General features: G+C 62.6%; 15 protein-coding genes. 8 read left to right on the forward strand and 7 right to left on the reverse strand.

Annotated features, from left to right (window positions below):
• Positions 1 to 140 precede the first annotated feature (140 nt).
• The gene (locus AC24R4_RS27655) at positions 141 to 1601 is read right to left on the reverse strand and encodes a PQQ-dependent sugar dehydrogenase (RefSeq protein WP_487524062.1); all 1461 of its coding nucleotides are present in this window, start codon (positions 1599 to 1601) and stop codon (positions 141 to 143) included.
• Between the two features lie 593 nt (positions 1602 to 2194).
• Here AC24R4_RS27655 and AC24R4_RS27660 point away from each other — a divergent pair.
• A complete protein-coding gene (locus AC24R4_RS27660) occupies positions 2195 to 2452 on the forward strand; it encodes a hypothetical protein (RefSeq protein ID WP_487524063.1) in 258 nt (85 codons plus the stop codon).
• 248 nt (positions 2453 to 2700) lie between these two features.
• Here AC24R4_RS27660 and AC24R4_RS27665 read toward each other — a convergent pair whose 3' ends face one another.
• Positions 2701 to 2982, reverse strand: coding sequence for a hypothetical protein (locus tag AC24R4_RS27665; RefSeq protein ID WP_487524064.1), 282 nt, complete (start codon positions 2980 to 2982; stop codon positions 2701 to 2703).
• A gap of 553 nt (positions 2983 to 3535) precedes the next feature.
• Here AC24R4_RS27665 and AC24R4_RS27670 point away from each other — a divergent pair.
• From AC24R4_RS27670 to AC24R4_RS27680, 3 genes are read left to right on the forward strand one after another with little or no spacing between them, the layout of a single operon-like run.
• Entirely contained in the window at positions 3536 to 3799 is a 264-nt protein-coding gene (locus tag AC24R4_RS27670; RefSeq protein ID WP_487524065.1) for an isochorismatase, read from the forward strand.
• Positions 3800 to 3826: 27 nt separating this feature from the next.
• Entirely contained in the window at positions 3827 to 4048 is a 222-nt protein-coding gene (gene infA, locus AC24R4_RS27675) for a translation initiation factor IF-1 (RefSeq protein WP_474226665.1), read from the forward strand.
• A gap of 20 nt (positions 4049 to 4068) precedes the next feature.
• Positions 4069 to 4323, forward strand: a complete 255-nt coding sequence (locus tag AC24R4_RS27680) for a translation initiation factor 1 (protein WP_487524066.1) — start codon at positions 4069 to 4071, stop codon at positions 4321 to 4323.
• A gap of 44 nt (positions 4324 to 4367) precedes the next feature.
• Here the strand turns inward: AC24R4_RS27680 and AC24R4_RS27685 are convergent, their stop codons facing one another.
• The 4 genes from AC24R4_RS27685 to AC24R4_RS27700 form a co-directional block, all read right to left on the reverse strand.
• On the reverse strand, positions 4368 to 4652 hold the full coding sequence (locus AC24R4_RS27685) for a hypothetical protein (protein WP_487524067.1): 285 nt from the start codon (positions 4650 to 4652) through the stop codon (positions 4368 to 4370).
• 191 nt (positions 4653 to 4843) lie between these two features.
• Positions 4844 to 5632 carry an ABC transporter ATP-binding protein gene (locus AC24R4_RS27690; protein ID WP_487524068.1) on the reverse strand — a complete coding sequence of 263 codons (789 nt, stop codon included), beginning with the start codon at positions 5630 to 5632 and terminating at the stop codon, positions 4844 to 4846.
• A gap of 1 nt (position 5633) precedes the next feature.
• Complete coding sequence (locus AC24R4_RS27695; RefSeq protein WP_487524069.1) at positions 5634 to 6410, reverse strand: ABC transporter permease; 777 nt, start codon at positions 6408 to 6410, stop codon at positions 5634 to 5636.
• A gap of 2 nt (positions 6411 to 6412) precedes the next feature.
• Complete coding sequence (locus AC24R4_RS27700) at positions 6413 to 7660, reverse strand: taurine ABC transporter substrate-binding protein (RefSeq protein ID WP_487524070.1); 1248 nt, start codon at positions 7658 to 7660, stop codon at positions 6413 to 6415.
• 138 nt (positions 7661 to 7798) lie between these two features.
• On the opposite strand from AC24R4_RS27700, the gene AC24R4_RS27705 reads away from it, so the two are divergent.
• From AC24R4_RS27705 to AC24R4_RS27715, 3 genes are all read left to right on the forward strand, one after another.
• Positions 7799 to 9169 carry an LLM class flavin-dependent oxidoreductase gene (locus tag AC24R4_RS27705; protein WP_487524071.1) on the forward strand — a complete coding sequence of 457 codons (1371 nt, stop codon included), beginning with the start codon at positions 7799 to 7801 and terminating at the stop codon, positions 9167 to 9169.
• Positions 9170 to 9461: 292 nt separating this feature from the next.
• The gene (locus tag AC24R4_RS27710; protein WP_487524072.1) at positions 9462 to 10460 is read left to right on the forward strand and encodes a Bug family tripartite tricarboxylate transporter substrate binding protein; all 999 of its coding nucleotides are present in this window, start codon (positions 9462 to 9464) and stop codon (positions 10458 to 10460) included.
• Between the two features lie 12 nt (positions 10461 to 10472).
• Entirely contained in the window at positions 10473 to 11753 is a 1281-nt protein-coding gene (locus tag AC24R4_RS27715) for an LLM class flavin-dependent oxidoreductase (protein ID WP_487524073.1), read from the forward strand.
• Positions 11754 to 11934: 181 nt separating this feature from the next.
• On the opposite strand, the gene AC24R4_RS27720 is transcribed toward AC24R4_RS27715, so the two are convergent.
• Positions 11935 to 13473, reverse strand: coding sequence for an efflux transporter outer membrane subunit (locus AC24R4_RS27720; protein WP_487524074.1), 1539 nt, complete (start codon positions 13471 to 13473; stop codon positions 11935 to 11937).
• A gap of 53 nt (positions 13474 to 13526) precedes the next feature.
• On the opposite strand from AC24R4_RS27720, the gene AC24R4_RS27725 reads away from it, so the two are divergent.
• Positions 13527 to 14156: a TetR/AcrR family transcriptional regulator gene (locus AC24R4_RS27725; RefSeq protein ID WP_153949636.1), complete on the forward strand. Its 630-nt coding sequence runs from the start codon at positions 13527 to 13529 to the stop codon at positions 14154 to 14156.
• The last annotated feature ends 27 nt before the right edge of the window (positions 14157 to 14183 follow it).

Raw genomic sequence — 14183 nt, forward strand, 5'->3', positions numbered from 1 at the left:
CCATGCACGCGGCAGATTTACTCGTCAAAAGACAACAACGGTTTTCGCATCAGCAGGCGGATCGGCGAAGACGCGCGAGATGCCCGGAGGCGTGTCACGTGGGAGTCGCGCGAACGCAATTCGAGCTGAACGTCTCGCACTCATTGGCCACGCTGCACGCGCAATACCTGTCCTCCGGTGCTGGTTTCCGCCAGCACATAGAGCTCGCCCGCGGCATCCTTGCCGAACGAGTACACCGTCCCAGGCAGCGGCAAAGACCAGTCGATCGATTCATTCACGGTGCCGTCTCGATACACAAAGCTCTTCAGCCGGCCCGCGCAAAGATCCGTGTAGAAATAGCGGCCATTGATCTCCGGGACGGCATTTCCACGGTAAACAAAGCCGCCCAGGATGGCGCACCGCCCTTCGGCGTGGTCGTACTCGAACGCGGGCGGTGTCAGCCCCGTCGTGTCGCACGTTGAAGCGCCCACGCATACCGACCCTTCCACACGTGCCCAGCCGAAGTTCAGCCCGGGTGTCGTTGCCGGGACGATATTGACTTCTTCCCGAGCATCCTGTCCGACGTCAGCGATATAGATCAATCCGCTCGTGTCAAACGAAAAGCGCCACGGGTTACGCAGACCGCGCGCCCAGATTTCCGGGCGGCCACCCGATCCGGAGGCAAAGGGATTTTCCGGGGGCACGCGATAACCGCTTCCGCTCACGTCGATGCGCAGCATCTTGCCCAACAAGGAGCCCGTGTTCTGGGCATTGGCAGCGGGGTCATTGGCGCCGCCCCCGTCGCCGGCGGCCAGGTACAACATGCCATCGGGTCCGAAGGACAACTGTCCCCCATTGTGATTTGCCTGGCCCGGATGCGGAATGGAGAGGAGTACGGTCCCATTCGTGTCGGCGATATCGGCATCCGTCGTCGACACCTGATAGCGTGCCACCGTGATGGCCCCATCGCTGGCCGTGTAGTAGACGAAAAACCGGCCATTGGATCCGTAGCCGGGGTCGAAAGCCATGGAGAGCAGCCCCCGTTCGCCGTCGGTCGACGTCAGCGACGAGATGTCAAGAAACGGCGTGCCCAAAAGGACGCCGTTGCGAATCACCCGGATCCGGCCGGCACGTTCGACGACAAACAATCGCGCATCGTTTGCCGGTGCTGTCAGATAGATGGGGGCATCGAGGCCGTTCGCTACCGTGGCCAAGGACAAGCGCAGCGTTTCCGGGGCGGTGTATGTCACGTTGATTGACGAGGCCTTGTCTGCGCTGACAGTGACCAGCTGCGTGGACTGTGCAGGCTTGAAAACGGCATTGCCATTCAACACATTGCCTGCCGTGATCGTGTAGGTCCCGGCGGCGAGGTTCGCGAGGGTAGTGGCCCGGCTCACTGTCCGTCTAAAGTCCCCCGGCCCCGTGACTGACACGGCGGCGTCGGTGCCCGCGGGCAACCCCGAGACTGTCAGGGCGAGCGACGCCGTGCCACCGCCTGAACTGGCGCCCGTGCCAGATCCGCCTGGACTGCCGCTGCCCGAGCCGTCGCCGCCGCACGCCGAAAGGGCAACAAGGCACCCGGCCAGAAGAATAGACGCTACCCACTGAAATCGGTCAGCCATGACTCGCTCCCTGGATGCTCGTGGCAGCGCGCTACGCCGGCCACCCTGCCGTCGAAGCTCGCCGCGTTCGCGGCGATGGGATTGAGCAAGGAACCTGCCAGGCGCCAGGCCGGAGAGATAAGGATGGCACCTACGTCAGCCACAGGCTGGATGCCACTGTGGGAATGCTCCGTGGACCCGCGTTGGCTCGCACCGCCACCGGTCTCTGGCGCACGGCACCATCAACATGGCAAGTCGTCCGCTTAATTTAAACGGTAGCCGCTCACGGCGCCGACGATCAGACGGCGAGGCGCGCCGGCTCGGTGACTTTTACAACGGCGATCGCGCCTTCTACCATCCGCCACGTTGGCGCGTCGGGCGACCGGGTCTCATATAGAGAAAGGCGCCTCGACAATCAGCGTAGACAAGCCCCCCTCGTAGGTTGCGCGTATCGACGCCGAGCCAACCGTCTTTGCGAATCAGATTCGGTCGCGCCCAAAATCCGGTGTCGCCAATGATGCACTTTGAAAGTGGTAGTCTGTATCGACAGAACCGGCACAAGCCGTTGGGCGACGCAGCCCTGAAATAGACGAGGGCGACTCAAGGAGATGGACATGCCCAGGAAAACAGACGAACAGGTACACGCCGAGATCGAGGCCCTGAAATCGCTTCAGCCACGGCTTCCGCAGCGCGCGCAGCAGGCAGTCGCCGCGGCGCTAAAGGTCCTCGAAGAAGGGCTGTCACACGACAGCGTCTATGAAATGTTCGAAGAGGGCAGCGAGGAATTCGAAGACGCCTTTGCCGCGCGTATGTGGCGCGACGGCGTTGGGGGCAGCGAATCGCTTTCGGCGCTTTACCGAGAGCTGATCTAGCGCTCGGCTGGCACAGATCGACGACGCCGTTGGCGAGTGGGCACTGCACAGTGCTGACCCTGGCACAAACCGATAGATATGATTTAACATAATCTTTATTCTTACCAAAATTGATGTAGCGGCAAAGTTGTAATGTCCGCATATAGCCAGATTCAAATGTCCGAGTTTGGGCACGGTACGCTGTACGGCCGCAGCCTGCCAGGGAGTCGCCATGAGACCGGACACGATCACCATGACGATGCGTCAACTCAATATGTCGAACGCGAGCGCACCGACCACCCGCTCGCATTGGAGCAAGGCAGTGGCATTTCGCCGGATCGGATCAGCGCAAACAACTCACTCGACGCGGCGCCGATGGTGGTGCCGTTGACGAACTGAGGTGTCCCGCCACTTTCGATCTGGATGCCTCGGACCGCTAGTTCTGCCGGAACTTCGAGGGGGCTGCCGGACGCCGCGCCAATGGCCACGATAGTGCCGCCGTCCCGCACGGCCCGCATGGTCTCGGCTGCGGTGGCATGGGGTTTTTTCATCAAGCTAGGAACCTGATTAGACTGGCTCGATCTTCGTTGCTGCCGGACCCTTCGTACGCGGTCAATTAACGATTCTTGCCACATGTGTCCTTCCGGGTGCCATTGAGAACGGGATGGTGCGTCCAGAATTCCGCTAACGCGCTGAAAAAGGAAGCTCACATCGGAAGGCATCGACCGCCGCCGCAGCGGGTTTCGATCAAAGGTGTTACGATGTCACCGCTATCGACAAAGTTCGATAGCCGCGCGCCGAAGCGACATCATGACTAGAAGAGCGTTATCGGCCACTCCGGTGTACACCGGATTCTATGGGTAGCCTCTTGCCCTAACCTATCCGACCAGCGGCAGAGCCGCACCGCAGCCAGCGTATGTACAGAAAGCGCTGACTTGCGAAAGTACGGTCTCGATTGCGTCTTCGCCCCTCTTTGCTTCCACGAAAACGAAGCTTCGGCGGCGCCATCCGTCTTTTCACTACCAGCACCACGGCACCGGTGGCAGTCAACATGACTCGACACTTTTTAGTACACGTTCGCCGTGTTGCATAACCGAGAACAATTTGAGTTACGAATACAACCCCTTCACCGTTTCCGTCTTCCCGATTCAGCAAGAACCTGGTCTGTGGTTCGCGAACTACATGATTTCCGAGTATCGAGACGGCGCTGAACGCGTCGTCGCAAATGTTTCGATGCGCCATACGACCTATGGCTCGGAGTCAAAGGCCAAGCAGGCGGCTCGCTACGCCGGCAACCGCGCGGTCGCGCATTTGCAGCCGCAATCTTATGGGCTGCGCCGCGCGTACCTCTCTACACCACTCGCGTAAAAAAACGTAGCATTGATCGAGGCGTACATGGCTAAAGAAGAACTGGTGGAATTTGGTGGCAGGGTCTCGGAAGTGCTTCCGGACAACCGCTTTCGCGTCATACTGGAAAACGGCTTCACGGTCTGGGCCTATTCCTCGGGCCGGCTAAAAAAGAACCGCATACGCGTACTGGCAGGAGATCGGGTCACATTGGAAATGTCGCCGTATGACCTGACAAAGGGTCGCATCAACTATCGCCACAAGTCTTGATGATCAAGGGAGACACTAAGATGTCCATCAACGACGAGTGGGAAGAAATGCATCTCACGCCCGCCGGTTGGGCTACAGGCAGCTACCGCCATACGCCCTGGCCTGCCGTCGACGTGCCATTGCCTGATGTTGTCGTGATGACCGTGCGACGACATGTCAGTGCGACGTACGGAGGCCCTTCGCGAGTTGTGGAAGAGCGCAATCCACTCGCGGCGGACATATCGCAAATCGAAGCGCTACTGATCAAGTACGGCGATCCGCATTTCGGGATCTGACCGCGCGCAGCCATCGTATCCGCTTCGGCTAATGTTCGAAGAGGTCAGATACCGGCAAGCGATGCGTCAGGCACGAGGCCCGCGATGATGTCTTCGCCTCGGCGCACGGCAGCGCGCTTGGCGGCCCCCATTTCTGTCCAGTTCTCGTCGGGCACACGGAACACCCTGCTAACGAGGTCAGTCGGCTTCTCCCCTTCTCGACAAATCACTACGGAAGCGCCGTAGGCGCGATCGGGTCGACGCTGATGCCACACGCGAGGGTGCTGCACGTTGTAGACCAAGGGGTAAATGTCGAAGCCCCTACTGCTTGCCGCCGGATTGTTGTCCACTTGCTGCTCCCACGAGTTAGCTTCCCACTCTACGCTTGTTGGACACTCAATAGTCAGTTATTTGCATGCCAGTTCCACATCCCCTTTGGCAGTGGCGCTCTGTGATGCATTTCAGCAGGGAAGCGCTGCCGATTTAGGCCGCTCTGCGACGGTCAGGGTTCTTGGAGCGCCGACGGCCCCTTCTATCCCGGCTACTGGACTGCCAGATGGCGCCGCGCTTCATCCCGTACGAGATGGAGGGCGTGCGCCTTGATGTTGCGACATACCGGGTCTGAAGCCAGTACTTCGGCATCCCGGGGGCCAGCCGCGACGGGGACGTTGATTTGCTCCCGGATACGTCCGGGCCTTGCCGACATGACCACGATTCGAGTACCAAGCAGGATGGCCTCGTCAACATCGTGCGTGACGAAGACGACGGTCGTGCGCAGGCGGCGCCAGGTTTCCAACAGCAGTTCCTGCATCAGCGACCGTGTCTGCGCGTCCAGTGCCCCGAATGGTTCATCCATCAATAACACTTCCGGGCGCATGATCCACGCCCGGGCCAGCGCGACGCGCTGCTTCATGCCGCCAGAAAGTTCCCATGGACTTGCGTCGTGATGGCGCTGCAACCCCATTTGCTGTAGCAGTTCGGTCGCGCGCGGGCGCCAATCCGCTTCCGGCAGCCCATGCATGCGCGGCCCAAACGTTACGTTGTCAAAGACAGAAAGCCACGGGTACAGCAGCGGCTGCTGGAACACCATGCCGCGCGAGGGCGACGGCCCGGTCACGAGCCGATCCTGGCTCAGGATTCGTCCCTGCTGGGGCGTCTCGAAGCCAGCCATCAGGTTCAGAATCGTCGATTTTCCGCAGCCTGACGGACCCAGCAGAACCACGAATTCGCCGCGCTCCACCTGCAGACTCACGTCCTGCAACACCGGGAGCTGCGCCGTTCGAGACGAACCAAAAGCGAACGTCACGCGTTCGAGAGCAATGTCTGCCATGTCAAGTCTTGCCCGTCCAGGGAACGATGGCTCGTTGCAATGCCACCAGCGCCACGTCCAGCGCGTATCCGATAAGTCCGAGTATGACGATGCCGATCATCACGACATCGGTACGCAGGTAGGACCCCGCATTGATGATCATCCAGCCCACGCCGGACGTGGAAGCCACTAGCTCTGCGGCCACCAGTGCCGTCCATCCGATGCCTACCGACAACCGGATCGTCGTGAACAGATCCGCCGCGCAATGCGGAAATACCACGCGCCAGAAAATCTGCCGGCGGCCCAGCCCCAGTGTTTGCGCCACACGCACATAGCCCTGCGGCACCCCTTGGACCGCCGCGGCAGCCCCCACCAGTATGTTCAGAAACGTGGCGATGAAGATCAGGAAGAACTTCGAGGCCTCGTCGATGCCAAGCCAGACGATCGTCAGCGGAATCAGTGCGATCTTGGGCAGCGGGCGCAGGAACTGGACAAACGGATTCAGGGCTGCGTTGAGTCCACTATGCAGCCCCATCGCGAGGCCGAGCGGCACACCAATCATCACAGCCATCACAAACGCCGACATTGCGCGCGCCAGACTGATGCCGATATGGCGCGCCAGCGGAATCTGCCCATACCCGTGTTGCCACAGGTCAGCCAGCGTCCCGAGTAATTCGCTCGGCGGTGGAAGGAACAGCGTATCGACCCAGCCCGATCCACCTGCAATCTGCCAGAGTCCTAGCACGGCAATCACCGCCAGGGCGCTGACCGCACCCTGACGCATACGACGCGACGCCACGACTACTTCGCCGCCTTCAGTTGTTCGGCCAGCTTCAGATAGCGGGGATTGATTGACGCCGAGAAAGACGCCGGAATATCGGTGCGGCGGATCTGGTCGATGCTGCCCAGAAATTCCGCCGTCTTCCGCACGGCACCCGCCAGCACTGTCTGGTCGGTGTTGCTGCCGTCACCCAGCCACTGGGGCTTCAGTTGCTCCTCGATGGATGGATAGTTGTTACCGTTGATCGATTCCTTCACCGCCGCCGGCGTCGCGCCCAGTTCCTTGGCAATGGCTTCGGCCACGGCGTCTGGGTTGCGGCGATAGTTGGCCACCTGCTGCTCCAGCACCAGCAATAGCTTGGCCACCAGTTCCGGGTGCTTTTCGCCAAACGCCTTGCTCACTGAAATGCCGTTGAAGATCAGGTAGCCGTCCTTTTTCAGGTCCTTGGTAAAGAACACCGGCTGACCGCCATTGGCTTCCAGCGTGGAGTTGAACGGCGCCCATACGTAGCCGGCATCAATGTCGCCGCGTCGCCATGCGGCCACCAGCTCATCCGGCTTGAGCGGTACGAACCGGATTTTCGACCGATCGATCTTGTTGAGCTGGATAGCCGTATCCAGCGCATATTGCGCCGTGGAGTTTGGCGGATAGCCCACCGTGTGGCCAGCCAGGTCCTGCAAGGCGTGAATGTTCTTGGCCTTGCGGCCTACCAGGCGCTCATACGTGGCGATATCCGCAGAAATGCCGGCCAGTTCGATCGGCAGCTTGCGGACGATGGCCGAGACGGTTGGACTCGACCCGAAGTTGGCAATGTCGACGCTGTTGCTCGCGAAGAGGTTCAGCACATCGGCACCCGTACCGAATTGCACCCACTTGACCGGCGCGCCCAACGCTTTTTCCAGCGACCCATCGACCTTGGCGTTGACGATAAGCTGCGCGCCACCACTGTAGGCGATGCGCACTTCCTTTGGCAGAGGCTCTGCCGCGTTGCCAATAGACATGACCAGGGCCAGACCCGAGAACAGAAGTATTTGTAGGGATTTGCGCATCGCGGTGGAAGGGTTCCATAGACAGGACGGCCATGTTAGGCGGCAACGCCTCCTGCACAAACGAACGATTACGGATATGGAAAAGCCACCCTGACGCATATGCAATGCAGATCGCCGACCTGTGGTGCGCAATCGCGAGACCGGCCAGTACGACGACTGGCGAAGCCACAACGCATTGCAGTGCGAACCGTCGTCACACACCCGCCACTGCTGTTCCATGCAAGCTCCTGAGCCACCGATTTAGAACCGAATATCCATCAAAGGCTGACAGCGGTATCGACATGCGGTATTCGAGCTTGGTCATGCAACCGAGATTGGTTACGCTGAGAGACTCTTTCGTGCCAACCCTCTCCAGACATGTCGCAACGTACCGGTCAAATGAGCCTGGGAGCCTTCCTGTACCCCTCGGGCCATCACATCGCCGCGTGGCGGCATCCCCAGGCGCAGGCCGATGGCGGCACGGATCTTCGCTTTTATGCAGACCTTGCCCGTGCGGCGGAGGCCGCCAAGTTCGATCTGGTCTTCCTGGCCGACGGCGTCGGCACGCGCGGGGACAACGTCGAATTCCTGAGCCGGGTGGCCCACAACTATCAAGCGCAGTTCGAGCCCATCACGTTGCTGTCGGCGCTGTCGGTCGTGACCGACCGCATCGGCCTGGTAGCCACGGCGTCGACGTCGTTCAACGAGCCGTATCACGTCGCCCGTAAGTTCGCGTCGCTCGACCACTTGTCCGGCGGCCGCGCCGGCTGGAACGTGGTAACAACGGGCAACGATCACGAAGCCCGCAACTTCAACCGTGACGACAACCTGCTGCACGCCGATCGCTACGCGCGCGCTACCGAATTCGTGGACGTCGTGGCAGGGCTATGGGATAGCTGGGAAGACGACGCCTTCGTGCGCGACAAGGCCGCCGGCATCTACTTCGAACGCGACAAGCGCCACGTCCTGCACCACAAGGGCGAGCATTTCCAGGTACGGGGGCCGCTCAATGTTTCGCGGCCGCCACAGGGACACCCTGTCGTCGTCCAGGCTGGATCGTCGGAAGCCGGCAAGGACCTGGCCGCGCGCTGCGGCGAGGTCGTGTTCACCGCCCAGCAGACGCTGGACGAGGCCGTGGCGTTCTATGCCGACCTCAAGTCGCGATTGGCCCGTCACGGCCGAACGCCCGACGATCTGAAGATCATGCCGGGCGTGTTCCCGGTGGTCGCGGATTCGGAAGCCGAAGCACAGGAGAAATTCGAACAACTGCAGGCGCTGATCGATCCCGTGGTGGGATTGACGTTGGTGTCGAACCTGACCGGCGGCTTCGACCTGTCCTCATATCCACTCGACGGCCCGATTCCGGATCTCCCCGAAACCAACGGCACCAAAAGCCGCCAGCGGCTGGTGGTGGACCTCGCGCGCCGCGAAAACCTTACCATCCGCCAGCTATACCAGCGGGTGGCCGGTGCGCGCGGTCACTGGCAGCTGGTGGGCACCGCCACGCAAATCGCCGACCAGCTCGAGGAGCGGTTCCGACGATATGGCGCGGACGGATACAACATCATGGCGCCGTTTCTTCCGGGCGGCCTGTATGACTTCATCCGCCTGGTGCTGCCTGAGCTGCGCCGTCGGGGCCTGTTCCGCACCGAGTACACGGGCACCACGCTGCGCGATCACCTTGGGCTGAAGCGGCCGCCACATCCGGCGACCCTGGCTCCGACGGCGCCCCGGACGGCGGCGATCTGACCCCGTTCTCACCAGAGACGCACGATGCCTGTAGAACTGTATGGGTACCGATGCTGACGAATTCGGCCGTGCGCTGAGTCCGTTACTGCGCGACGGTGCACGGCAGATCGACGCACAGCAGCAGCACCCCGCGGCCTGACATCGTTCAGAGCCACCGGCCGCTTATCACCAGAGCGGCTAACGACATGACAAATCGGCAGTTCCGGCCCAAGGCCTATCCCCCTACGATGATCGGTCTGCTGCACGCATTCCGTCCGGCTTCCAAACCTTCCTGCGTCCCCTCCCGATCGTCATGCGTTTCCCCGCCTTCCCCGCCGCCCTGCGCGTCGCGCTGTCCGTCCTGGCGATACCCGCCGTACTCCATGTCGCCACTGTGACCGCGGCGGCCCAACAACCGTTTCCGTCGAAACCGATCAACTACGTGGTGCCCTATACGCCCGGCGGCACCAATGACAACGTCGCGCGGATCATCGCCAAGCGGCTGGCCGAAAAGGCCGGGCAACCGGTGGTGATCGAATACAAGGCCGGCGCAGGCGGCACGCTCGGTGCGGGTTACGTGGCGTCGTCGCCGGCCGACGGCTATACGCTGCTCAATACGTCCATCGGCAACCTGGCCATCGCGCCGCAGCTGATGACCGTGAAGTTCGATCCGTTCCACGATCTCGTGCCGGTAGCCTATATCGGCAACTCGCTGGCAACGGTGGCGATCAACCCTTCACTGCCGATCCGCACGCTGCCGGAGCTGATTGCCTACGCGCGCGCCAACCCGGGCAAGCTCACGTTTGCCAGCTCGGGGAACGGCACGCCGGGGCACCTGGCCGGGGAATTGCTCAAGCGGCTGGCCAGTATCGACATTCGCCACGTGCCATACAAGGGCAGTGCCCCCGCCGTGGCCGACGTGGTGGCCGGACACGTGGACATGGTCTTCGATCCGCTCAGCACGCAGTTCATCAAGCAGGGCAAGCTGCGGGCGCTGGCATATTTTGGCGGCGCACGCTCGCCGGATCTTTCCAACGTACCGAGCATCCGCGACGCCGGCGTCAAGGGCTGGGAAGACTCGCTGGCCGGGGCTTTCTTCATCACAGCGCCGCGCAACGTGCCACCGGAGGTGCTGGCGAAGCTGCGCCAGTGGATCGGCGAGATCCTGGCCGAGCCTGACACAGTGGCAGCCCTGAGCCGCGTGCAGGTGGACGTGCAGACGCTGACACCCGAGCAGACGGCGCAGCGTATCCGCCAGGTGCACGAGATTGCCGCGCGTGTCGTCAAGGACAGCACCGCACAGGGCAACTGAGCCGAAGTGATCATGAAACTTGGATTGTTCCTGCTCGCAGCGGGCCACCATGCCGCCGGCTGGCGCTACCCGGGCGCCGAATCCGGTACCGAGAACATCGATCTGGTCGTGCGCATGACGCAGGCCGCCGAGCGGGCCAGGTTCGACATGGTGTTCTTCGGCGACCGGCTGCTAACTTCCGCCGACGCTCACCCGTCGATGATTACGCGCCCCGACCCGTTGGCCATGCTTGCCGCGCTGTCGATGGTGACCACCCGCATCGGGCTGGCAGCCACGGCGTCGACCACGTACAGCGAGCCATTCAACCTGGCAAGAACGCTGGCCACGGTCGACAAGCTGTCGCGCGGCCGCGCCGCCTGGAACATCGTCACCACGTTCGCGGATGGTTCGGTGAACTTCAGCCGCAGCCGTCATCCCGATCACGCGGAACGCTATGCCATTGCCGAGGAATTCGTTTCGGTTGTGAAGGGACTCTGGCGATCGTGGGATCCCGACCCGTACATTCAGGACAAGGAACGCGGCATCTACATCGACGTCGGCAAGATGCACGCGCTGAACCATGAGGGCAGGCACTTTTCCGTCGCCGGTCCGCTCAACGTCACGAATAGCGAGCAGGGCCAGCCCGTGCTGATCCAGGCCGGCTCGTCCGGCCCCGGCCAGGCATTGGCCGCGCGCCATGCCGAGGTCGCCTTCACGGCACAGCAGGACATCGCATCCGCAATCGCGTTCGCCACTGGCCTGCGCAGGCAGGTGGTCGCAGCGGGACGCGATCCGCGGCACTGCCTGATCATGCCGGGCCTGATGCCGATCATCGGTCGCACCGAGGCCGAGGCACACGAAAAGCTGGCCCAACTGCAATCGTTCACCGACCAGTCCAATGCACTGGCCATCCTGTCCGAGCAACTGGCGACCGATGTGTCCGGCTTCGCGCTCGATGCGCCGTTGCCGCCCTTGCCCACCGACGTCGTCGTGCATAGTCGCAGTGCACTGCTGATCAGGCTGGCGCACGAGCGCGGGCTGACGCTGCGTCAGCTCTATCACCTTGTGGCCAGCGCGCGCGGGCACCAGATCGTGGTCGGCACGGCCGTCCAGGTGGCCGACCACATGATCGAATGGGTACGGGCCGGCGCTGCCGATGGCTTCAATATCATGCCCGCCTACTTTCCCGGCGGCCTCGATGACTTCACCCGCGAAGTGGTGCCGATCCTGCAAGAGCGCGGCGTGTTCCGGCGCGACTATGAAGGGTACACATTGCGGGATCACCTGGGACTGCCGTCGCCGCAGCGAAGATAACGCGGTTCGGGAGCGTTCTGACCCGCTGGCCAAGGCCCAGCCGGTAGGCGTCCAGCGCCATCGAAACGATCGCCCCTGACGAGGGTGCTGGAAAATCGATTCACCAGGGAACGTCGACCATGCATTGCCTCGCGCTATCGCACGGTACGTTGCGCTGCGGGCATGCCGCCTGGCGCATTGCCTACGATTTCGCGCCTTCCGCCGCGCCGGCCTGCCATCCCCCACCCAGCGCCTTGAAGGCAGCAATGGCGGCGCGGGCTGACTGCGTTTCGGCGCGCGCTTTCGCATCGGAAGTTCTCAGCAGGTTCTCGTCCGCGAGCAGGACCTCGATCAGGCGAACGACGCCCTTCTGGTATGCCGCGAACGACGAATTCCGGGCCTGGCGCAGCGCCAGTTCGCCGCGTTCGAGGGTATTGGTTTGTTCCTCGCGCTTGACCAGCGCCGTGAAGGCGTTCTCCACATCTTCCGATGCGCGCAGCACGGCCAGTCGATAGCCAGCCAGCGCCTCGGCCTCCTGTCCCTTGGCCTGCTGGATTTGCGCGCCGATGCGTCCGAAATCGAACAGCCGCCAGCGCAGTCCGGCCACCCCGCCGGCCTGGTTGGCGCCGGCCGAAAACAGATTGCCGCTGGCCACGGTCGTCGCGCTGCCCAACAGCCCGCTGAGTGTGACCTTCGGATAGTATTCGGCGATGGCGGCGCCGATGCGGGCATTCGATGCCGCCAGCCGGCGCTCCGCCACGATGAGGTCGGGGCGCCGCCGCAGCAAGTCGGCGGGCGTGCCCGTGGCCTCTATCCGTGGAGCGGCCGGGATCGCCTTGATGTCGGCAAGTTCGGCGCGATAGGTTCCGGGCGCACTGCCAAGCAGCACGTCCATCGCATTCAGCGCGGCATCGAGGCCGGATTCCAGTTCGGGAATGGTGGCCTCCACCTGCGCGAGCGCGCCTTCTGCCTGCTGCACTTCGAGCGCGGCGGCAAGTCCCTTGGCGTAGAGAAGCCTGACGGTCGACACAAGTTTCTGCTGTGTCTCCACCTGCTGCCGCGCGATCGACAGCCGGGTCTGAAGGCCGCGGACGGTCACGTAGGTGTCCGCCGCCTGCGCCGCCACTTCTACCCGGGTGGCCGCCAGCCCGGCCTCAGACGCCTGGTACTCCGCCTGCGAAGCCTCGCGCTCGCGCCGCAGGCCTCCGAAGATGTCGATCTCCCAACTTGCGGAAAGGTCGGCCTCGTACAGGCTGCCATGCCGGTCGAAATTCGGCGCCGCGTTCAGCACCCGGCCCAGCGGCGTCTCGACGGATTGGTACTGCTTCGCGGCCTGGGCACTCACTGCGCCCGATGGCAACAGCGCCGCCGTGGCGTAGCGCAGCCCTGCCCCCGCCTGCGTGACGCGCGCGGAGGCTGCCGCGAGATCCAGGTTCTGGTCAAGTGCCAGCCGCACCAATCGTGTCAGTTGCGGATCGCCAAAGCCTTCCCACCAGACTTCGAGATCCGCCCGGGCGGAGGCCTGGCGCTGCTCCACGTCGCGCTGGCCAAGAAAACGTTCAGCGTGGGGCACATCTGGCTTGCGATAATCCGGGCCGACGGCACAGCCGGCGAGTGCCAACAGGGCGATGGTGGTGACAACGGCCCCGTAGGGATGGCTTCGGGGACGCGAACGAAGGGACGGGGAATGCATAGGCGGGCGGAGTGGCATGGGAGGTTGTTGTGCGTGACTTGTGACCATAATACAAACTGGTCACTCTTTGTCAATGCCAATCCAGCGTGTAAGCTCATGCCATGACCGATACCCCCATCGATACCTCCGCCCTTCCCCCCCTGCCCCGTGGTCCTGCGGATCACAGCGTGCGCAACCAGATCGTTGACGCCGCCACGGAGCATTTCAGCCTTTACGGATACGAAAAGACCACGGTGTCCGATCTGGCGAAGGCCATCGGATTCTCGAAGGCCTACGTCTATAAGTTCTTCGATTCCAAGCAGGCTATCGGCGAAGTGATTTGCGGCAACTGCCTGGCCCAGATGCGCCAGGCAGTGGACGAAGCCGTGGCCGGCGCGGATTCCGCCACCGAGCGGCTGCGACGCCTCTTTGCCACGCTGGCCGAGGCCGGCAGCCGACTCTTTTTCCAAGACCGCAAGCTTTATGCGATTGCGGTCGTGGCCTGCGAGGAACAGTGGGGCTCCGCCCGCGCCTATGACGCCCACATGCAGCAGCTGATCCTTCAGATCGTGCGAGAAGGGCGCGAAGCGGGCGAATTCGAGCGCAAGACACCGCTCGACGAAACCGCTCACGCCATCTACCTGGTGATGAAGCCTTACCTCGACCCGCTACAACTCCAGTACAACCTCGACTTCGTCGAAGTGGCGCCGGCGCAGCTCAGCAACCTGATCTTGCGGAGCTTGGCGCCCTGACCCGTTGGATATCGGCAAACGCCCCGC

It is taken from the genome of Cupriavidus sp. CER-90, from assembly GCF_057652055.1.

What these genes read in the sequence shown, in the direction of transcription:
- AC24R4_RS27655 (WP_487524062.1), bottom strand. Translation starts at nt 1,601, where the DNA reads ATGGCTGACCGATTTCAGTGGGTAGCGTCTATTCTTCTGGCCGGGTGC.
- AC24R4_RS27660 (WP_487524063.1), top strand. Translation starts at nt 2,195, where the DNA reads ATGCCCAGGAAAACAGACGAACAGGTACACGCCGAGATCGAGGCCCTG.
- AC24R4_RS27665 (WP_487524064.1), bottom strand. Translation starts at nt 2,982, where the DNA reads ATGAAAAAACCCCATGCCACCGCAGCCGAGACCATGCGGGCCGTGCGG.
- infA (WP_474226665.1), top strand. Translation starts at nt 3,827, where the DNA reads ATGGCTAAAGAAGAACTGGTGGAATTTGGTGGCAGGGTCTCGGAAGTG.
- AC24R4_RS27680 (WP_487524066.1), top strand. Translation starts at nt 4,069, where the DNA reads ATGTCCATCAACGACGAGTGGGAAGAAATGCATCTCACGCCCGCCGGT.
- AC24R4_RS27690 (WP_487524068.1), bottom strand. Translation starts at nt 5,632, where the DNA reads ATGGCAGACATTGCTCTCGAACGCGTGACGTTCGCTTTTGGTTCGTCT.
- AC24R4_RS27700 (WP_487524070.1), bottom strand. Translation starts at nt 7,660, where the DNA reads ATGGAACAGCAGTGGCGGGTGTGTGACGACGGTTCGCACTGCAATGCG.
- AC24R4_RS27705 (WP_487524071.1), top strand. Translation starts at nt 7,799, where the DNA reads ATGTCGCAACGTACCGGTCAAATGAGCCTGGGAGCCTTCCTGTACCCC.
- AC24R4_RS27710 (WP_487524072.1), top strand. Translation starts at nt 9,462, where the DNA reads ATGCGTTTCCCCGCCTTCCCCGCCGCCCTGCGCGTCGCGCTGTCCGTC.
- AC24R4_RS27715 (WP_487524073.1), top strand. Translation starts at nt 10,473, where the DNA reads ATGAAACTTGGATTGTTCCTGCTCGCAGCGGGCCACCATGCCGCCGGC.
- AC24R4_RS27720 (WP_487524074.1), bottom strand. Translation starts at nt 13,473, where the DNA reads ATGGTCACAAGTCACGCACAACAACCTCCCATGCCACTCCGCCCGCCT.
- AC24R4_RS27725 (WP_153949636.1), top strand. Translation starts at nt 13,527, where the DNA reads ATGACCGATACCCCCATCGATACCTCCGCCCTTCCCCCCCTGCCCCGT.